Raw genomic sequence first — 19,665 nt, forward strand, 5'->3', positions numbered from 1 at the left:
TCGTTTCAACAGTAAGAACTTTGTTATGAAATTGAATACCCGCTTGCTATCTGAACAATCCGCCCGCCCTGAGGTTCCCGTGGTGTTAATCCACGGCCTTTTTGGCAGCCTTGATAATTTGTCCGTGTTGGCGCGAGGGTTAAAGGACGATCGCCAGCTGGTGCAGATCGACCTGAGAAACCACGGTTTATCGCCTCGCGATGACCAGATGGATTATCAGGCGATGGCCCGCGATGTACTGGAAACGCTGGATGACGAAGGGATTGACCGGGTCGCGGTCATCGGACATTCGATGGGCGGAAAAGTGGCGATGGCGTTAACCGCGCTGGCGCCAGAACGCATCGAGCAGCTGGTGGTTATCGATATGGCACCGGTCGCTTATCCGACTCGCCATCACGATACGATTTTTGCGGCGCTGAAGGCGGTCACCGCAGCGGGCATTACGCAACGCAGCGATGCCGCAGCGCTGATGCGTGAAACGATAGAAGAAGAAGGCGTGATTCAGTTTCTGCTGAAATCCTTCCAGCAAGGGGAATGGCGGTTTAACGTGCCGGTGCTGTGGCAGTGCTACGATCGGATTATTGGCTGGCAGCCGGTTCCGGCCTGGGAGCATCCCGCGCTGTTTATTCGCGGCGAACGTTCGCCCTACCTGGCCGATGAATATCGTGACGCCCTGCTGGCGCAGTTCCCCAAAGCCCGTGCGCATGTGGTCAACGGTGCCGGTCACTGGGTCCATGCCGAGAAACCTGATGCTGTTTTGCGCGCAATACGCCGTTTTTTTGCGCTGTAAAAACAATTATATCCTGAGATGGCTAAATCATTGTCGTCATGACTTTCGCTGGGGTATGATGGCGCGCTAAAAATTTGTCGCTGCACGAATTTCAGCCGACATCAGGCCTGAACCATCAGAACTCCAGCCTTTCAGTATCACGATTCTATGGCAAAAGAAAACACGGACCGCACCACGATCGATCTGTTCGCAGATGACCGTCGCCCGGGACGACCAAAAACCAATCCGCTGACGCGTGATGAGCAGCTGCGTATCAACAAACGCAACCAGCTTAAGCGCGATAAAGTGCGCGGGCTGAAGCGCGTTGAACTGAAAATGAACAGTGACGCGGTTGATGCTCTGAACCAGCTTGCCGAGCAGCGTAATATGAGCCGCAGCGAGCTGATTGAAGAAATGGTCATGGCGCAGTTGGCCGATCAGGACCGCTGAACAGGCGCTTTCAGCACCCCCCGGTGAAGCACAAAGCGACAAAAGCAGGCGGATTACTCATTTATCCCCCTGTAGCTGTCTGCTATCATTGCCGGTATCTGTAATAAGCAGCCTTTACCCTATCAATACGTTTCAAGAGGTTAGTAAGTCATGGCAATCGTAGGCATTTTCTTTGGCAGCGATACGGGCAATACAGAAAACATTGCAAAAGTGATCCAGAAGCAGCTCGGTAAAGAGGTGGCTGAAGTTCATGATATCGCTAAAAGCAGCAAAGAAGACCTTGAAGCCTTTGATATTCTGCTGCTCGGTATCCCAACCTGGTACTACGGCGAAGCGCAGTGCGACTGGGATGATTTCTTCCCGACGTTGGAAGAAATTGATTTCAACGGCAAGCTCGTTGCGCTGTTCGGCTGTGGCGATCAGGAAGATTACGCTGAGTACTTCTGTGACGCGATGGGCACCATCCGCGACATTATCGAGCCTAAAGGCGCGGTGATCGTCGGTCACTGGCCAACTGAAGGCTACCATTTTGAAGCCTCGAAAGGGCTGGCGGATGATAAGCACTTCCTCGGTCTGGCTATTGACGAAGATCGTCAGCCAGAACTCACCAGTGAGCGCACCGAGCAGTGGGTCAAACAGATTTATGACGAGCTCCAGCTGAAAGAAATCCTGGAAGCGTAATCAGACCGGCCTGATTGGGAGGTATCTCACATCAGGCCAGTGGTTTTTCCTATAGAAGTAATAGACACATTTTTGTAACTTTCATCTGCAAATCTGTAAAATATCGCCATCGGTCACCCGCTTTCTCAGCGCCTTTCGCTCTAATAGCGACTATGATGAGGCAGAGCGAAATGTCAGCCCAACCGCTTGCTCTCACGGACGTAACGACTCTTCTCCTTACCTCCCTTGATTGAGATGCATCGCCAGTGGTGTTCATTTCGAAATATCAGTTCTATAATGAGACGTTTGGCTTTTCGCGACGACCGATGTTCAGGGCTTTTCAGCCACAAAGTGACTAGCAAAGTAACAGGACAATATCCGCATGACTGACAATAACACCGCATTAAAGAAGGCCGGCCTGAAAGTCACGCTTCCACGACTTAAAATTCTGGAAGTACTTCAGGAACCTGAGGGCCATCACGTCAGTGCGGAAGACTTGTACAAGCGTCTGATTGACATGGGCGAAGAGATTGGTCTGGCGACGGTTTACCGCGTTCTTAACCAATTTGATGATGCCGGGATCGTTACCCGTCATAATTTCGAAGGTGGTAAATCCGTTTTCGAACTGACTCAGCAGCATCACCACGATCATCTGATTTGCCTGGATTGTGGCAAGGTGATCGAGTTCCGTGATGAAAACATCGAAGCTCGCCAGCGTGATATCGCCACGCGCCACGGCATCAAACTCAGTAACCACAGCCTGTACCTTTACGGTCACTGCTCAACCGGTGACTGCCGTGAAGATGAGACGCTGCACGACAAGTAATCTACACTAACAGCAAAAAACCGGTGATCCTTCACCGGTTTTTTTTTGCCTGTCGCCCCGTTACAGCGCTTCCGTCCGGCTGACGCGCAGACCATCAGGACTGCGCGTACGCAGCAATACCTTACCGGCCACCGCCGGCGGTTGATCCGCCTGCCAATGCTGCCAGGTTGTCCCCTCGTCCAGGCTGTACTCAACGGTTAAGCCAGGTAGCTCGGTATTGACCACCAGCTTACCGTCCTGCACCACCCCACCGGGCACCGGCAAGCGATAGGCAATGCCGGCTTTATCCAGTTTTGCCAATTCACGTTGCCCCAGAAGGTTGGCAAACCGCTGCCAGTCCTTCAGCTGAGCCTGCTGGTCTACCAGGCGGGTTTTGCCGCCGGTATACTCTTTGCCGGCTTTATAATCCTGCTCCCAGGCTGCGCGGTGCCAGGCGCGTTCCGCCACGGACAAAATGCGCGGGAAAAGCTTGTACTCCACCTGCGCGTCGGTACGGGTGGTTTCACTCCACAGTTGAGCGGAGATGCCGTGAGCGCCAGGCCAGGGCTTGTCAGATTTAGCCGTGAAAGGTTTGCCGTCGCGATCGACGGAAGTCTCGGCGTTTTGTGGCAAGTTATCCGGCGCGAAGTGGAAAATTTTCCGTTCATCGGTAAAGCGCGTTCCCCAGTAGTATCCCCGCTCCAGCGGATTCACCTCGGCAGGAAAATCGAGATACAGGTAATCCGGATTGGAGACGATCACTTCATAACCTTTGCCTGCCCAGTCATTGGCAGAATCAAAACCGCCCCAAAACAGTGTGTCCCAGAAGTTGACCGCAACCCTGTCCGTTGCAAAGGCTTTGGCATTTTTAGCGTCTTTAATACCATCCTGCCAGGCCTGCATTTTGCCGATACCGTGTGCCTTAACCTGCTTGCTGACGTTAAGGGCAAAGTCGCTCGGCAGATGATCCAGGTCTTCGATCTTTCCTTCTTCAATCATCGTCTGGCAGACCTGGGATTTTGCCCACGGCTTATCTTGCTGGCTTAAGTCCAGTAAACCGGTGCCTTCAACGGGTGTGTTCTTATCCGAATAGCCGGATCCTAAGCGAATGTTTTTGGCTTCATCTCCGCCGAAATGCCAGGTCTTCAGCGGCTGTCCGGCAGCTTTATGCATCGCCTGGATTTCACCTATCACCTTGTCGGTAAAGCGTAACGAGGAGCTCAGGCACGGATTGAGATAGCTGGTGCGATCGTAAAGCTGCACGGAGGTGGTGTTGGAATTGTCGCTGGGATCGAGCAGGCGGAATTCATTGGCTTCTTTTTCCTTACCGGCATTGAACAAGCGATCGTAACGCGCTTCCATCGAGATTACCGCTGCCCGGGCGTGGGCCGGCATATCGATTTCCGGGATGACCTGAATACCGCGCGCATCAGCATACTTCACAATATCGATATACTGCTGACGGCTGAAATGACCGCTGCCACTGTTATCACTGTTTGGTCCCGATCCTAACTGTGGCAGCAAACAGCGCTTCTCTTCGAGATCGTGACAACGCTTGCTGCCAATCTCCGTTAACTCCGGCAGGCCTGGAATTTCAATACGCCAGCCTTCATCGTCGGTCAGATGGAAATGGAAAACGTTGAGTTTCCACGCCGCCATCTGGTCCAGCAAGCGCAGTACCACCTCTTTGCTGTGGAAGTTGCGCGCCACATCAAGGAACACCGCACGGTATTGGAAACGCGGCGCATCGCTGGCCTTTAACGTCGCCACGTTCAGGCTGCCATCGGCCGGGATCAGCGACAGGATCGACTGTAAACCGTAGAACACGCCGCTCTGGTCATAACCCACCACTTCAGCCTTGTCCTTGCCAATATTCAGCGTGTATCCCCCCGGAACGGCCAGCTTTTTATCGAACGCTTTTTGGCTCACCCGAGTGGTAATCGGGTATCCATTGGGCTGCGCTTTGATTCCCATCAACGCAAAACGCTGCTGTATGGCTTCGGCTTTCTCTGCCGACAGGCTTGCCAGTTCCAGCGTCACCCCAGCAGAGAGATCCGCGTCATCAGAGAACACCGAAACCTTCAACGGGGTGGGAAGGATTTGCCCACGTAAAGTGGACGCGGCCATCGGGGCGACATCGCTGTTTTTAGTAAAGCGGCCCTGGGCATCCATCAACAGGTTCTTATCATCTGCGATGCGCTTCCACTGAGCGCCAAAAGGCTCCACAAAATCGGTCAGTATCTCGGTATCCGTGCTGACGAGGATTTTCGGCGTGGCATCGCCAGAGGTCGCATACCAACGCGGCATCACATCGGTAATAAACAGCTGCCAGTATTCATTCACGATCGGGATCTCGATGGTTTCGCCCGCCGCAATGCCTTTGAATTTGTCTGTCGGCTCCAGGCGGGTTAAATCCCCGACAATATGCACCATGCGAAACTGATCGCTTTCGACCTTCAGCGTTTCATGCACGTTAGACATATAAATTGCCCAGTCTTTGCTGTCGATGGCGGGGCCCGGATTGGTGAAGCTAATGGTTGCGCGGTTACAGGAGGCCCAGTCAGCGCCCAGTCCGGCGCAATCCACGCCATGCTGGGCGGCAAGATTGTCCGTCACTTTGTACTTCACGCCAAACTGGCTGATTTGATCGACTAACTGCTGGTTGGCGGCTGCTCCACCACTGGCTAACGCAGATATCAGCGCAACCGATATCAGACTGGCTCTGAACTTTTTCATCCTTTATTCCTTGTCCGTAGGTAAGTCGTTTTTCTTCATTTCGTTGCAAGACACACGTCATAAAATTGTGAAGGGTGCAGTGACGATAAACTTCAGATCCTTCTCATCCTGGAAGATATTGCCGTAGCCGCCGCCCCAGCTGGGAAGGGTGGAATGGTTATTGAATCGGGTGAAGTGCAGCTTGAATAAGGTGTCTTTCGCCCTGCCCTCCTGCACTTTGTAAAGCAGGTCCAGATTCCAGGCAGATTCTTTCAGACGGGTATTTTGGTTATAGATCGGTTTGCTGTTGGGTTTGGCATCCCAGCCGTAAGCATAGGAGGTGCCGACCGATAGGCCCGGCAGGCCCCAGCCTTTCAGCTCATACAACACGCCGGCAAACAGGGCTTTCTCGCCGTTGGCGTTAAAGTCGGAACGGGAATCCCACCAGACATCCAGCCGACCGTTTGAGGTGGCATAACCCGGCGTCATGCGTTGCAGGAAGAAGCCCTGATTTCCCTCGGCCTTGACCCAGGTGCCTTCAAGACGCAGATCGAAAGGCCCCGCGCGATAACCGAAGGTCAGCGCCTGCAGCCAGGCCAGGCCGTCATAGACATCATTACTGTTGGCTGCGCCACCGCGCTCTTTGTCCCGGGCACCATAGAATTGCCAGCTGGTGGTAAGCGGATTTTCAGCCAGCGCAAAGGTGTAAGAGAGTTTGGTGAAGTACTGGTCCATATAACCGGCCGCCTGACCGAAAGCGCCTTCCAACAGCAGGTCATTTTTGAAGTCGTATTTTGCCCCTATCGAATGCAGATACGGGATGCCCGTTTTGCCATCAGCCTTGCGGAAGTGATAGGTGTTGCGATACCAGGGTGCCTTATACTCATCGCTCCACATATAGGAAAGTGATAGCGCCCCTGCATCAGCAAAATCAACCTGGCTGCCAAGCTCGGCTCCGCGATAGGTGCCCGGTAAAAAACTCCAGTTTGGCGCCAGCAGCGTCTGTCCCTGCGGCTGCAAATAACCGGCCCGCAGCCAGTAATCGTTAAGCTTTAGTTTTAATGCCGCCTTATAAAGGCTGGCGCCATTTTTATCCCCGCTCCATTTTTCATCCCAGCGCGTATTGGCATCGCTGAAGCCAATTTCATTTGGCGCTGCCGGGCCTTTATCTGACATTTCCAGCGCGCCAAATACCGCTAAATCCAGTCCAATAATATCGGCAACATAACCCGATGAAAAATCCAGATTACTGTTAAAAGTAGAATGGTGGAGATTTTGCTGATACTGGCCAAACTTATCGCTGTCAGGATTCAGATCCTTTCTTTCCCGGTGGCGTTGCCAGTAATAAACGCCGCCCGTTAATGAGGCATCATCAATAAATCCGGCGGCAGTAGCATCAGGAATAAAAAGCGGAACCGATAACAGCGTACAGCAGGCGACTGCGCCCGCAATCACATGACGTGATGAGGTAAAAACAGACATAGATAACCCCTCTTCCATAAGAGTAAGGCCCATTCTGAGCCATGATATCAATTGGTTATAAGCATCCTCTAACCGACGAAACTCAAAGTCGATGATATTTTTCGCGACGCGAATTATCAATAACTATTTAAAAGTGAAAGAAGAAAGTATGAGCGGCGGCACAAAACGGCCGTTATTAATGAAAGAATATAAATAGCCCGCTAATTTAATTCGCGCTTACTCAATTAATATTAATCTTAAATATCATCTCGCGGATATATTCTAATTACAGAAAGACAACATCTCCTTAGCGTATTAAGGACTGGCTGGCGGTCTTGTTTAATAAAATTCTTAGATATTGAATGGCGCCCGGTGTCGTTCATAAAAAAAAACGCAGCCCGAAGGCTGCGTTTCAGTCTGGCAATCAGAGAGCGTTACTCGCCCGCTTTTGCCCAGGTATCGCGCAGGCCAACGGTGCGGTTGAACACCAGATTGTTGGCACTGGAATAACGGCTGTCAGCACAGAAGTAGCCTTCACGTTCGAACTGATACGGGCTGTTGGCTTCTGCCTTCTGCAATCCAGGTTCGACAAATCCCTGACGGATCAGCAAAGACTCTGGGTTGATCGTGGTCATAAAGTCTTCTGCCGCGCCCGGATTTGGCACGCTGAACAGACGGTCATACAGACGGAATTCCGCAGGCAGTGCATGTTCTGCAGATACCCAATGGATCACGCCTTTCACTTTACGGCCATCAGCCGGATCTTTGCTTAAGGTCTCGGTATCGCAGGTACAGAACAGGCAGGTAATATTGCCCTCTTCATCCTTCGCGATGCGTTCAGCTTTGATCACGTAGGCGTTGCGCAGGCGAACTTCTTTGCCCAGCACCAGACGCTTATACTGTTTGTTCGCTTCTTCACGGAAGTCAGCACGATCGATATAGATCTCGCGGCTGAACGGAACGTCACGCGTACCCATCTCCGGCTTATTCGGATGATTAGGCATGGTGATGATCTCTTCGTGATTCGCCGGCAGGTTTTCAATCACCAGCTTAACCGGATCCAGCACCGCCATCGCACGCGGCGCGTTCTCGTTGAGATCGTCGCGGATACAGGATTCCAGCGAAGCCATTTCCACGATGTTGTCCTGTTTGGTCACGCCGATACGGCGGCAGAACTCGCGGATTGAACCGGCGGTATATCCACGGCGGCGCAGACCGGAAACGGTCAGCATGCGCGGGTCATCCCAGCCTTCTACAATCTTGTCAGTCACCAGACGATTCAGATTACGCTTGGACATAATGGCGTATTCCAGATTCAGGCGAGAGAACTCGTACTGGCGTGGATGCATCGGGATAGTGATGTTATCCAGCACCCAGTCATACAGGCGGCGGTTATCCTGGAACTCCAGCGTGCAGAGTGAATGTGTGATCCCTTCCAGCGCATCGGAAATGCAGTGGGTGAAGTCATACATGGGATAGATGCACCACTTGTTACCGGTCTGATGATGCTCGGCAAACTTAATGCGGTACAGCACCGGATCGCGCATCACGATAAAGCTGGAAGCCATATCGATTTTTGCACGCAGGCAGGCAGTCCCTTCGGCAAACTCACCGTTGCGCATTTTTGCAAACAGCGCCAGGTTCTCTTCAACCGTGCGATCGCGGTACGGGCTATTTTTGCCAGGCGCAGTCAGGGTTCCGCGATATTCACGAATTTGTTCCGGGCTCAGTTCGTCAACATAGGCCAGGCCTTTGTTGATCAACTCAACAGCGTAGTTATGCAGTTGGTCGAAATAGTCAGAGGAGTAGCGAACGTTGCCCGTCCACTCGAAGCCCAACCACTGCACGTCTTGTTTGATCGACTCAACAAACTCCAGGTCTTCTTTGACCGGGTTGGTGTCATCAAAACGCAGGTTGCACTGGCCTTGATAATCTTGCGCAATACCAAAGTTAAGACAGATAGACTTGGCATGGCCAATGTGCAGATAACCATTCGGTTCCGGCGGGAAGCGGGTATGCACGCTGGCATGCTTACCGGTCGCCAGATCTTCGTCGATGATCTGACGAATAAAGTTAGTTGGGCGGGCTTCAGCCTCACTCATCTTAATTTCCTCAGTAATGCTTAGCATAAGAAGTGCGTGAAATAACGGAGTATGATCCACAAAGCCGGGAAGGGAAACAACCGTTTGTTGCGGGATAACGATAAAAAAAGGGCGGGAATTGCTTCCCGCCCGTTCATTGTAACGCAATCAGCGTTTAGCCGTTAATGTCGAACAGGCGACTTTCACCTGCCACGACGGTTTGACCGGCTACCAGCGTGATGCCGCTGTAGTCATCGATATTGCTGACCACCACCGGGCTGATCATCGAGCGGGCATTGGCATTAAGGAAGGCCAGATCCATCTCGAGTACCGGCTGACCTGCAGTCACCTGAGCACCTTCTTCCACCAGACGGGTAAAGCCTTTGCCTTCCAGTCCCACGGTATCCAGCCCCATATGCACCACAATCTCAGCGCCGTTCTCTGTTTCCAGACAGAAGGCATGGTTGGTGTTGAAGATTTTCACCACGGTACCGGCAGCAGGAGACAACACCGTGCTGCTGGTTGGCCTGATCGCCAGGCCATCACCGACCGCTTTGCTGGCGAAGGCTTCATCCGGAACCTGTTCCAACGCCACAACCTCACCGCTTACCGGCGCAACCAGCGTAGCAATGATGCCTTTAGGGGCGTTAGGTACTGCCTGAGGCGCCACTTTCACCGCCTGAGGTGCAGGTGCAGTGGTGGAAGACCAGGCCGCAATCGGGCCTTTAGCAATCAGTTTCTTCATCACTTCCGCGATGGATTCAGCTTTCGCACCAACAATAACCTGAACGGTTTGTTTGTTCAGCTTAACAATACCGGAAGCCCCCAGGCGCTTACAGGCGGCATCGTTGACCAGGCCAGCATCTTTCACCGACAGACGCAGACGGGTAATACAGGCATCAATGATTTGCAGGTTATCGGAACCGCCAATCGCGGCAATATACTGCTGGGAAAGCTGGTTCAGCCCTTCTTCGGTATTGCTGTTGGCTTCACTGTCGACCACGTCCGCGCTGGCATCTTCACGACCCGGGGTTTTCAGGTTGAACATGCGGATCACCGCGGTGAACAGCACAAAGTAGATACCAAATGCCACCACGCCCATCACCAACAGCATCCAGACGTTTTTGCTGGCCGCCGGCAGGTTGTACATTAACGCGTAGTCAATCGCACCCGCTGAGAAGGAGAAGCCGGCATGGATACCCAGTGCGGTCGCAATATACAGGCTGATACCGGTTAACAGCGCATGGATCAGATACAGCATCGGCGCCAGGAACATGAACAGGAATTCCAGCGGCTCGGTCACACCGGTCAGGAAGGCGGTAATCGCCACCGACAGCAGCATGCCACCCACCATTGGACGACGCTCTTTCGGTGCAGCCAGGTACATCGCTAACGCGGCGCCAGGCAGACCAAACATCATGATTGGGAAGAAGCCAGACATAAACATGCCAGCGGTGCCATCACCGGCGTAGAAGCGGTTGATATCACCGTGGAATACCGCGCCTGCTGCATTATGGAACTCACCAATCTGGAACCAGGCGATGGTATTCAGCACCTGATGCAGGCCGGTTGGGATCAGCAGACGGTTAACGAAGCCGAATACGCCAGCACCAAACGCCCCTTCAGACACAATCCATTCACCACCGGCGTGGATTGCGGCCTGAACCGGTGGCCAGATGTAGCCAAACACTGCGGCCAGAATCAGACAGAAGAAGCCGGTCGCGATCGGGACAAAGCGTCGGCCACCGAAGAAACTCAGGAAGTCAGGCAGTTTGATATCGGACCAACGGTTGTAGGTTGCACCGGCAACCAGCCCGGTAATGATACCGGCCAACACGCCCATATTGATCGCTGGGTTGATGGTGACCATTGATTTGGTCAGGATAAAGTAACCTACCGCACCCGCCAGAGCCGCAGCACCGGCATTGTCTTTCGACCAGGTTGACGCAACACCGATGGCGAAGATCAGTGCGAGGTTGTCAAATATCGCGCCGCCACCTTGAGCGATGAACGGCATATTGAGTAAATCTGGCTGACCGAAGCGTAGCATCAACGCTGCGACCGGCAATACAGCGATTGGCAGCTGTAACGACCGCCCTAACCTTTGAAAGAACCCGAGTATATTCACATTTCCCCCTTTGAGATCCGCTAAGCGCAAATAGCCGTTTTCTGTTTTTATCACGGCTAGTTGGTTTCTGTAAGACAGTTTAACCACGGTACGGAGTGTAAAAAGAAATTAATTCGCTTCGCAAATTAATTCGCTCTGTTTGTGACTTTTATCACCTAATCACAGACAAAAATAGCTGTCAGGCTGGCTATCACCTCAAACTTATTTTATGATCCGAATTATCAAGACGGATTTATTCCTCGCCGATACCGGACAGGGCGCGTTACGCTTAAGCATCACTGATCCCCCGGACACCGTCTGACTCCCTTAAAACTGCTTGTTACTATGAGGTGAAACATGAGACTGATTCCTTTAGCTACCCCGACCCAGGTTGGAAAATGGGCCGCGCGCCATATCGTCAATCGCATTAACGCTTTCAACCCGACCGCGGACCGTCCTTTCGTCCTCGGTCTGCCAACCGGTGGGACCCCACTGGAAGCGTACAAGCATTTAATCGATATGCATAAAGCAGGCCAGGTTAGCTTTAAAAATGTGGTGACCTTTAACATGGACGAATATGTCGGCCTGCCAAAAGAGCACCCGGAAAGCTATCACAGCTTCATGTACCGCAACTTTTTCGATCACGTTGATATTAAACCGGAAAACATCAACCTTCTGAATGGCAATGCACCAGATATTGACGCAGAATGTCGCCAGTATGAAGAGAAGATCCGTTCATACGGTAAAATTAATTTGTTTATGGGCGGTGTCGGCAACGACGGTCACATTGCTTTTAACGAACCTGCTTCATCTCTGGCTTCACGTACCCGCATCAAAACCCTGACGCATGACACGCGCGTGGCCAACTCACGCTTCTTCGATGGCGATGTCGATCAGGTGCCGAAATATGCGCTGACTGTCGGCGTAGGTACGCTGTTAGATGCCGAAGAAGTGATGATTCTGGTGATTGGCCATGTTAAAGCGCAGGCGCTGCAGGCCGCGGTTGAAGGCAATGTGAACCATATGTGGACCATCAGCTGCCTGCAGCTTCACGCCAAATCTGTGGTGGTCTGTGATGAGCCAGCGACCATGGAACTGAAAGTCAAAACTGTTAAATATTTCCGCGAGATGGAAGCAGAAAACGTCAAAAATCTGTAAACCACGTTGGAATTAGCCGGGAGAAAATTATGTACGCATTAACCCATGGCCGTATCTATACCGGCCACGAAATACTGGATAATCATGCTGTTATCATTGCAGATGGCGTGATTGAGCGCGTTTGCGCCCTGAGTGATATTCCTGCTGGCGTTACAACGCGTGACGTGGGTGGTGCGATAATTGCTCCCGGCTTTATCGATCTGCAGCTTAACGGCTGTGGTGGCGTTCAGTTTAATGATGATATCAACGCGCTGAGCGTCGAAACGCTGACCACCATGCAGCAGGCCAATGAACGCTCTGGCTGCACCAGCTATCTGCCGACCCTGATTACCAGCACCGACGAGATGATGAAGCGCGCGGTGGAAGTGATGCGTGCTTATCTGGCGCAAAATGCCAATAAAGCGCTGGGTTTACATCTTGAAGGCCCATGGTTAAGCCCAAGAAAACCGGGCACCCATGACCCTAAATTGATCCGCACGCCCGAGCCGGCGCTGGTGGAGTTTCTCTGCGCTAATGCGGATGTGATCGGTAAAATCACCCTGGCGCCTGAGCAGGTTGACAGTGCGGTGATCCGTCAGCTCAGCGAAGCCGGTATCGTTATCTCCGCCGGGCACTCGCATGCGACCCATGATGAAGCGCGCATCGGCATCAGCGCCGGCGTCAGCTTCGCGACCCATTTATATAACGCCATGCCAACCATTACCGGCCGTGAGCCGGGCCTGATTGGGGCGCTTTTTGATTCGCCAAATGTCTACTGCGGTATCATTGCTGACGGTTTACATGTTCACTACGCTAACATCCGTAATGCCAAACGCATCAAAGGCGACAAACTGATCCTGGTGACCGATGCCACCGCACCGGCGGGTGCATCCATTGACCAGTTCATTTTTGCAGGAAAAACAATATACTATCGCGATGGACTCTGCGTTGACGAGAACGGTACGCTCAGTGGTTCGGCGCTGACTATGATTGAAGCTGTCGCGAACAGCGTTGAACATGTTGGTATCTCACTGGACGAAACGCTGCGAATGGCAACGTTGTACCCTGCACGGGCTATGGGTGTTGAGAAAAAGTTAGGATCGATCGAAGCCGGAAAAGTGGCTAACCTGACTGTTTTCACCCGTGACTACAAAATAATCCAGACTATCGTTAATGGTGACGAAGTCTTAAGCGAGTAGATACTGTATGACCACTGGCGGCCAGGCTCAAATAGGAAATGTCGATCTTGTTAAGCAACTCAACAGCGCGGCCGTTTACCGGCTTATCGACCAGCAAGGGCCGATTTCGCGCATCCAGATTGCTGAGCATAGCCAGTTAGCCCCCGCCAGCGTCACCAAAATCACCCGCCAGCTGATTGAACGTGGGCTGATCAAAGAAGTCGATCAGCAGGCCTCTACCGGAGGCCGCCGCGCAATTTCCATCATTACTGAAACCCGCGGCTTCCACACCATCGGTGTGCGTCTTGGCCGCAGCGATGCCACCCTGACCTTATTCGACCTTAGCGGAAAATCGCTGGCGCAGGAAGACTACGCGCTGCCGGAACGCACCCAGGAAACGCTGGAAAACGCCCTCTTCAATGCTATCGCCAGCTTCAGCGAGCAGCACCAGCGCAAGGTGCGTGAGCTGATCGCCATCTCGGTCATTCTTCCCGGCCTGGTTGACCCGAATAACGGCGTGATTAAATACATGCCGCATATCCATGTTCATCACTGGCCGTTAGTGGCGAATTTGCAAAAGCGCTTTAACGTCACCAGCTTTGTCGGTCACGATATCCGCAGTCTCGCCCTCGCCGAGCACTACTTTGGTGCATCACGCGATTGTGCCGACTCCATTTTGGTGCGCGTTCACCGGGGAACCGGCGCCGGCATCATCGCCAATGGCCATATTTTCCTCGGCAGCAACGGCAACGTTGGCGAGTTGGGGCATATTCAGGTCGATGCGCTGGGTGAACGCTGCCACTGCGGTAACTTTGGCTGTCTGGAAACCATCGCCGCCAATGGCGCAATTGAAAACCGGGTGCGCCATCTGCTCACACAGGGCTATCCCAGCTCGCTGACGCTGGATGATTGCCAGATGCCGAAGATTTGCAAAGCCGCCAACCGGGGCGATGCGTTGGCAGTGGAAGTTATCGATTACGTTGGGCGACACCTCGGCAAGGCGATTGCGATTGCCATCAACCTGTTTAATCCGCAGAAAGTGGTGATTGCCGGTGAAATTACCGAAGCCGATAAAGTGCTGTTGGCGGCCATAGAGGGCTGTATCAATACTCAGGTTCTGAAAGCTTTCCGCAAGAATCTGCCGGTGGTACGCTCAGAGATTGATCATCGTTCTGCCATTGGCGCGTTTGCGCTGGCGAAACGGGCCATGCTTAACGGCATCTTATTACAACATTTACTGGAAGGTTAATGAGCGCTTTGACCCTGTCGGACAGTGAAACTGCCACAATAAAAAATGTCATCTGCGATATCGATGGCGTACTGATGCATGACAACACCGCCGTGCCTGGCGCCAATGAATTCCTGCAGCGGATCATGGAAAAAGGCATGCCGCTGGTGGTGCTGACCAATTACCCTTCCCAGACTTCAATGGATCTCGCGAACCGTTTTGCGTCTGCCGGGATCGATCTGCCGGATAGCGTCTTTTATACCTCCGCAATGGCAACCGCCGATTTCCTGCGCCGCCAGGAAGGGAAGAAAGCCTATGTCATTGGTGAAGGCGCGCTGATCCATGAGCTGTATAAAGCCGGTTTTACCATTACTGACGTCAACCCGGATTTTGTTATCGTGGGCGAAACGCGCTCCTTTAACTGGGATATGATGCATAAGGCCGCCTTCCATGTTGCCAATGGCGCGCGCTTTATTGCCACCAATCCCGACACCCATGCACGCGGCTTTGTCCCTGCCTGTGGCGCGCTTTGCGCCGGGATTGAGAAGATCTCCGGCCGCCAGCCCTTCTACGTCGGCAAGCCCAGCCCGTGGATTATCCGCGCTGCCTTAAATAAGATGCAGGCCCATTCGGAAGAAACGGTGATCGTCGGAGACAACCTGCGCACGGATATTCTGGCCGGCTTCCAGGCGGGTCTGGAAACCATCCTGGTGCTGTCAGGGGTTTCCACCCTCAGTGACGTGGATGCCATGCCGTTCCGACCGAGCTGGATTTATCCCTCGGTTGCCGATATCGACATTATCTGAACATCAGCCCGGCCAGCGCGTCGGGCTTTTTATTGCCCCGCCCCTGCTCAAAATTCAGCCACCCCCGGCAAATAATTATCGATTCAACAATAAATAAGGCGATTCCTTGTGGATCCATCAACATTTATCGCAGGTCAACAGACTATTTTTCAGAGAAAAGCTAAAACGCTTGCTCACATCGATGATATAGAGCATTTTCTTATACATCGGCGATAACTGTCGCTCTGATTTATTCACGAATCATCATCATCACCGTTCAGGGATGTCGTTAGGGAGTTAGCTATGTGTTCTATTTTTGGTGTATTGGATCTCAAAAGCGATCCTGTTGAACTGCGTAAGAAAGCCCTCGAGCTTTCCCGTCTGATGCGTCACCGTGGCCCGGACTGGTCCGGCGTCTATGCCAACGATAACGCGATTCTGGCGCACGAGCGTCTGTCGATTGTTGACGTCAACAACGGTGCTCAGCCACTTTATAACGCAGCCCATACCCATGTTCTGGCAGTGAACGGTGAGATCTATAACCATCAGGCGCTGCGTGCAGAGCTGAGCGATCGCTACGAATTCCAGACAGAATCAGACTGTGAAGTGATTCTGGCGCTGTATCAGGAAAAGGGCGTTGATTTCCTCGACGATCTGCAAGGCATGTTCGCGTTCATCCTGTATGACAGCGTGAAAAACACCTACCTGATTGGTCGTGACCATATTGGTATTATCCCGCTGTATATGGGTAACGATGAGCACGGCAACCTGTTCGTTGCTTCAGAAATGAAAGCGCTGGTGCCGGTGTGCAAATCAATCAAAGAGTTCCCTCCAGGAAGCTACATGTCCAGCACCGACGGGGAAATCCGCCGTTACTGGCAGCGTGACTGGTTCAGCTATGAAGCCGTTGAACACAACAAAACCGACGCCGTTGAGCTGAAAGATGCGCTGGAAGAAGCGGTTAAAAGTCACCTGATGTCAGACGTGCCTTACGGCGTGCTGCTGTCAGGCGGTCTGGACTCATCCATCATCTCTGCTGTGACCAAAAAATACGCCGCCAAGCGTGTTGAGGATCAGGATAAGAGCGAAGCCTGGTGGCCGCAGCTGCACTCCTTTGCCGTCGGTCTGGAAGGTTCGCCGGATTTGAAAGCGGCTAAATCTGTTGCTGAACATCTGGGTACCGTACACCACGAGATCCATTTCACCGTGCAGGAAGGTCTGGATGCGATCCGCGATGTGATCTATCACATTGAAACCTATGACGTGACCACTATCCGTGCTTCCACCCCGATGTACCTGATGTCACGTAAGATTAAAGCGATGGGCATCAAGATGGTGTTGTCTGGCGAAGGGGCTGATGAAGTGTTTGGCGGCTACCTGTACTTCCATAAGGCGCCGAACGCCAAAGAATTCCATGAAGAAAACGTCCGTAAACTGCTGGCGCTGCATATGTTTGACTGTGCGCGTGCTAACAAAGCAATGTCGGCCTGGGGCGTGGAAGCGCGCGTTCCTTTCCTGGATAAAAAATTCCTCGACGTGGCGATGCGCATCAACCCTGAGGACAAGCTGTGTGGCACCAACGGCAAGATGGAAAAACACATCCTGCGCGAATGCTTCTCTTCTTATCTGCCGGAAAGCGTTGCCTGGCGCCAGAAAGAGCAGTTCTCTGACGGCGTTGGCTACAGCTGGATTGATACGCTGAAAGAAGTCGCGGCGAAGCAGGTCACGGATCAGCAGTTGCAAACGGCTCACTTCCGTTTCCCTTACAACACGCCGACCTCAAAAGAAGGCTATTTGTACCGTGAAATCTTTGAAGAGCAGTTCCCTCTGGCAAGCGCTGCAGAATGCGTACCTGGCGGCCCGTCAGTGGCCTGTTCGTCAGCAAAAGCCATTGAGTGGGACGAAGCGTTCAAAACCATGGACGATCCGTCTGGGCGCGCGGTAGGCGTTCACCAGTCAGCTTACAAATAAGCGACTGCTTTGCGTGAGAAAACGGGCCGCCAGCGGCCCGTTATTTTTGAGAAATTCGCTGATTACCTTCATATTTTGCTGATTTATTCGCCAGGCTGGTTATAAGCCAGACAAACGACAGGTTTCTGGGAAAAAACGCTAAAAAAATTGTTGACGCTAACAGGTCAACTCCGCATAATGCGCCCCGCAACGCCGATGAAGGTAACGCGAAAAAAAGATGGCTACGTAGCTCAGCTGGTTAGAGCACAGCACTCATAATGCTGGGGTCACAGGTTCGATTCCCGTCGTAGCCACCATCTTTTTTGCGGGAGTGGCGAAATTGGTAGACGCACCAGATTTAGGTTCTGGCGCCGCAAGGTGTGCGAGTTCAAGTCTCGCCTCCCGCACCATTTCCAAAACGGTTTTGCACGGATGGGGTATCGCCAAGCGGTAAGGCACCGGTTTTTGATACCGGCATTCCCTGGTTCGAATCCAGGTACCCCAGCCAGTTTTTTCTGATGGTTTTTGTGCTTTGAAACGGACATTGGGATATCGCCAAGCGGTAAGGCACCGGTTTTTGATACCGGCATTCCCTGGTTCGAATCCAGGTATCCCAGCCAGACTGAACGAACAAGATGTACAGTTAGACGCAGTAAAATTAGGCTACTTAGCTCAGCTGGTTAGAGCACAGCACTCATAATGCTGGGGTCACAGGTTCGATTCCCGTAGTAGCCACCAATTTTATTGGGGTGTCGCCAAGCGGTAAGGCACTGGTTTCTGATACCAGCATTCCGGGGTTCGAATCCCTGCACCCCAGCCATAAAAAAGACGATTTGCAGCGCAGATCGCAACACCTAATTGGGGTGTCGCCAAGCGGTAAGGCACTGGTTTCTGATACCAGCATTCCGGGGTTCGAATCCCTGCACCCCAGCCAGTAAGTGAAGAAGCCCGCTAACGCGGGCTTTTTTACGTCTGACGTGTGTATCTTCTTAAAGACGTTTACCGGCACGGTGTGGTGACAACCTGCCACCACACCCGATGAATCCCGCCCGACAGTTACAATCCCAGCGCGTACTTCAATGCCTGACGTTTCAACACGCCCGAACGTTCTGCCACCATCAGCCCCAGGTTACGCACAATCCGTAAAGGTGCAACCGGCGTGCTGAATGCGAAATAGAACAGGTCCATGCCACTTTGCATCAGCAGATTATCTTTCTGACGCTTACGTTGATAACGTTTGAGCACCCCTTCCGATGCCCAGTCTTCCGCGCGGTCGCGTGATGCCACCAGCGTATCAATCAGCGCATCCACGTCGCGATAGCCCAGATTAACGCCCTGCCCGGCCAGCGGGTTGATGGTATGCGCGGCATCACCGACCAGCGCCAGTCCCGGCAGCACATAGCGCGTGGCGTGGCGGCGAACCAGGGGGAAAGAACCTGCCGAAACCGGCGTGACCTTTCCCAGTCGCGCCGGGAAATGGGTGGCGATCTGCTGGCCAAGCTGTGCCATATTCATCGCCTGAAGCTGGCGTATTTTGGCCGGACTGTCATACCAGACCAGCGATGCCCAGCGATTGAACAACGGAAGAAATGCCCGTGGGCCATCCGGCGTGAACTGCTGCCAGGTGCAGTCGCCCGCATCCTGTTCACAGCGCACGCTGATCAACATACAGGACTGTGCGTAATTCCAGCCACGGATCCCCATTCCCGCCAGTTGGCGAACCTGCGAGTTGGCCCCGTCCGCGCCCACCACCAACTTCGTCAACAGCCTGTCGCCATTCTCTAAGGTTAACTGCCATCCGCCGTTACCAGGCTGCATCGCCTGCAATCTGGCCGGAGAAATCAACTCCACGCCCTGCTGCTGCAAACGTTGCCACAACGCCCGCTGCAATACGCTGTTCTCAACCATATAGCCCAGCTCGGGCAACCCCAGTGACTGCGCATCAAAGCTTACCTGCGCCGTATGCCACTCCCAGGTTTCGAGTTTGCGATAAGGGGTGCAGCGCATTCTTTGTATCAACGGCCAGACGTCCAGCTGTTTCAGCAACGCGACAGACGCGGCACCAATCGCCGAGATCCGCACATCCGGATTGCTGCTGGCATCAAACTCTGCGGGTTCCTGTTGCTCCAGCACCGCGACCTTAAATCCCTGCGCGGCCAGCCCACTGGCTAAAGCTGCACCCACCATTCCGCCACCGACCACGGTGACATCCCATTTTTGCGTTATTTCGCTCATATAATTCCTGTCCTTGAGGCCATCCGTACGCCCTTCACCTGGCCTTGCCAGGGCTAATTCTGTTACCCTTAGTGTACCGGATTTTTCCAGGCCTATTAGCGGTT

General features: G+C 53.0%; 14 protein-coding genes and 7 tRNA genes. 16 read left to right on the forward strand and 5 right to left on the reverse strand.

The window, feature by feature from the left end; all coding sequences use genetic code 11:
• The first annotated feature begins 25 nt into the window (after positions 1-25).
• The 4 genes from ybfF (at position 26) to fur (ending at position 2,705) form a co-directional block, all read left to right on the forward strand.
• Complete coding sequence (ybfF, locus tag ACXKZG_RS16000) at positions 26-790, forward strand: esterase (RefSeq protein ID WP_346565887.1); 765 nt, start codon at positions 26-28, stop codon at positions 788-790.
• Positions 791-937: 147 nt separating this feature from the next.
• The gene (gene ybfE, locus ACXKZG_RS16005; RefSeq protein ID WP_013201302.1) at positions 938-1,219 is read left to right on the forward strand and encodes a LexA regulated protein; all 282 of its coding nucleotides are present in this window, start codon (positions 938-940) and stop codon (positions 1,217-1,219) included.
• A gap of 150 nt (positions 1,220-1,369) precedes the next feature.
• Complete coding sequence (gene fldA / locus ACXKZG_RS16010; RefSeq protein ID WP_013201301.1) at positions 1,370-1,900, forward strand: flavodoxin FldA; 531 nt, start codon at positions 1,370-1,372, stop codon at positions 1,898-1,900.
• A 361-nt stretch (positions 1,901-2,261) separates the two neighbouring features.
• The gene (gene fur, locus ACXKZG_RS16015) at positions 2,262-2,705 is read left to right on the forward strand and encodes a ferric iron uptake transcriptional regulator (protein ID WP_013201300.1); all 444 of its coding nucleotides are present in this window, start codon (positions 2,262-2,264) and stop codon (positions 2,703-2,705) included.
• 60 nt (positions 2,706-2,765) lie between these two features.
• Here the strand turns inward: fur and ACXKZG_RS16020 are convergent, their stop codons facing one another.
• The 4 genes from ACXKZG_RS16020 to nagE all read right to left on the reverse strand — a co-directional run bounded on the left by ACXKZG_RS16020 (position 2,766) and on the right by nagE (position 11,069).
• The gene (locus ACXKZG_RS16020; protein ID WP_488875139.1) at positions 2,766-5,420 is read right to left on the reverse strand and encodes a beta-N-acetylhexosaminidase; all 2,655 of its coding nucleotides are present in this window, start codon (positions 5,418-5,420) and stop codon (positions 2,766-2,768) included.
• 57 nt (positions 5,421-5,477) lie between these two features.
• Entirely contained in the window at positions 5,478-6,881 is a 1,404-nt protein-coding gene (gene chiP / locus ACXKZG_RS16025; RefSeq protein WP_488875140.1) for a chitoporin ChiP, read from the reverse strand.
• A gap of 413 nt (positions 6,882-7,294) precedes the next feature.
• Positions 7,295-8,962 (reverse strand): glutamine--tRNA ligase, encoded by a 1,668-nt coding sequence (gene glnS, locus ACXKZG_RS16030; RefSeq protein WP_053146104.1) that lies wholly within the window; start codon positions 8,960-8,962, stop codon positions 7,295-7,297.
• A 154-nt stretch (positions 8,963-9,116) separates the two neighbouring features.
• Positions 9,117-11,069, reverse strand: a complete 1,953-nt coding sequence (gene nagE / locus ACXKZG_RS16035; RefSeq protein ID WP_041691945.1) for a PTS N-acetyl glucosamine transporter subunit IIABC — start codon at positions 11,067-11,069, stop codon at positions 9,117-9,119.
• 336 nt (positions 11,070-11,405) lie between these two features.
• On the opposite strand from nagE, the gene nagB reads away from it, so the two are divergent.
• The 12 genes from nagB to ACXKZG_RS16095 all read left to right on the forward strand — a co-directional run bounded on the left by nagB (position 11,406) and on the right by ACXKZG_RS16095 (position 18,260).
• Positions 11,406-12,206, forward strand: a complete 801-nt coding sequence (gene nagB / locus ACXKZG_RS16040) for a glucosamine-6-phosphate deaminase (RefSeq protein WP_013201295.1) — start codon at positions 11,406-11,408, stop codon at positions 12,204-12,206.
• Between the two features lie 29 nt (positions 12,207-12,235).
• Positions 12,236-13,384 carry an N-acetylglucosamine-6-phosphate deacetylase gene (gene nagA, locus ACXKZG_RS16045; RefSeq protein ID WP_013201294.1) on the forward strand — a complete coding sequence of 383 codons (1,149 nt, stop codon included), beginning with the start codon at positions 12,236-12,238 and terminating at the stop codon, positions 13,382-13,384.
• A 7-nt stretch (positions 13,385-13,391) separates the two neighbouring features.
• Positions 13,392-14,612, forward strand: a complete 1,221-nt coding sequence (gene nagC, locus ACXKZG_RS16050) for a DNA-binding transcriptional regulator NagC (RefSeq protein ID WP_013201293.1) — start codon at positions 13,392-13,394, stop codon at positions 14,610-14,612.
• Complete coding sequence (locus ACXKZG_RS16055) at positions 14,612-15,397, forward strand: HAD-IIA family hydrolase (protein WP_013201292.1); 786 nt, start codon at positions 14,612-14,614, stop codon at positions 15,395-15,397. Before nagC ends, ACXKZG_RS16055 begins: the two co-directional genes overlap by 1 nt.
• A 282-nt stretch (positions 15,398-15,679) precedes the next feature.
• Positions 15,680-17,347: an asparagine synthase B gene (gene asnB, locus ACXKZG_RS16060; RefSeq protein ID WP_134823707.1), complete on the forward strand. Its 1,668-nt coding sequence runs from the start codon at positions 15,680-15,682 to the stop codon at positions 17,345-17,347.
• 219 nt (positions 17,348-17,566) lie between these two features.
• A tRNA-Met gene (locus tag ACXKZG_RS16065) sits at positions 17,567-17,643 on the forward strand.
• 8 nt (positions 17,644-17,651) lie between these two features.
• Positions 17,652-17,736 (forward strand) — tRNA-Leu (locus ACXKZG_RS16070).
• Positions 17,737-17,759: 23 nt separating this feature from the next.
• Positions 17,760-17,834 (forward strand) — tRNA-Gln (locus ACXKZG_RS16075).
• 37 nt (positions 17,835-17,871) lie between these two features.
• Positions 17,872-17,946, forward strand: a tRNA-Gln gene (locus tag ACXKZG_RS16080).
• Between the two features lie 41 nt (positions 17,947-17,987).
• A tRNA-Met gene (locus ACXKZG_RS16085) sits at positions 17,988-18,064 on the forward strand.
• Between the two features lie 7 nt (positions 18,065-18,071).
• Positions 18,072-18,146 (forward strand) — tRNA-Gln (locus ACXKZG_RS16090).
• 39 nt (positions 18,147-18,185) lie between these two features.
• Positions 18,186-18,260 (forward strand) — tRNA-Gln (locus ACXKZG_RS16095).
• Positions 18,261-18,382: 122 nt separating this feature from the next.
• Here ACXKZG_RS16095 and ubiF read toward each other — a convergent pair.
• The gene (ubiF, locus tag ACXKZG_RS16100; RefSeq protein WP_488875141.1) at positions 18,383-19,561 is read right to left on the reverse strand and encodes a 3-demethoxyubiquinol 3-hydroxylase; all 1,179 of its coding nucleotides are present in this window, start codon (positions 19,559-19,561) and stop codon (positions 18,383-18,385) included.
• Positions 19,562-19,665 lie beyond the last annotated feature (104 nt).

It is taken from the genome of Erwinia sp. 2186, from assembly GCF_057812255.1.

Bases quoted from the DNA above. Each gene is read 5' to 3' on its own strand.
- ybfF (WP_346565887.1), top strand. From the start codon at position 26: ATGAAATTGAATACCCGCTTGCTATCTGAACAATCCGCCCGCCCTGAG.
- ybfE (WP_013201302.1), top strand. From the start codon at position 938: ATGGCAAAAGAAAACACGGACCGCACCACGATCGATCTGTTCGCAGAT.
- fldA (WP_013201301.1), top strand. From the start codon at position 1,370: ATGGCAATCGTAGGCATTTTCTTTGGCAGCGATACGGGCAATACAGAA.
- fur (WP_013201300.1), top strand. From the start codon at position 2,262: ATGACTGACAATAACACCGCATTAAAGAAGGCCGGCCTGAAAGTCACG.
- ACXKZG_RS16020 (WP_488875139.1), bottom strand. From the start codon at position 5,420: ATGAAAAAGTTCAGAGCCAGTCTGATATCGGTTGCGCTGATATCTGCG.
- chiP (WP_488875140.1), bottom strand. From the start codon at position 6,881: ATGTCTGTTTTTACCTCATCACGTCATGTGATTGCGGGCGCAGTCGCC.
- glnS (WP_053146104.1), bottom strand. From the start codon at position 8,962: ATGAGTGAGGCTGAAGCCCGCCCAACTAACTTTATTCGTCAGATCATC.
- nagB (WP_013201295.1), top strand. From the start codon at position 11,406: ATGAGACTGATTCCTTTAGCTACCCCGACCCAGGTTGGAAAATGGGCC.
- nagA (WP_013201294.1), top strand. From the start codon at position 12,236: ATGTACGCATTAACCCATGGCCGTATCTATACCGGCCACGAAATACTG.
- nagC (WP_013201293.1), top strand. From the start codon at position 13,392: ATGACCACTGGCGGCCAGGCTCAAATAGGAAATGTCGATCTTGTTAAG.
- ACXKZG_RS16055 (WP_013201292.1), top strand. From the start codon at position 14,612: ATGAGCGCTTTGACCCTGTCGGACAGTGAAACTGCCACAATAAAAAAT.
- asnB (WP_134823707.1), top strand. From the start codon at position 15,680: ATGTGTTCTATTTTTGGTGTATTGGATCTCAAAAGCGATCCTGTTGAA.
- ubiF (WP_488875141.1), bottom strand. From the start codon at position 19,561: ATGAGCGAAATAACGCAAAAATGGGATGTCACCGTGGTCGGTGGCGGA.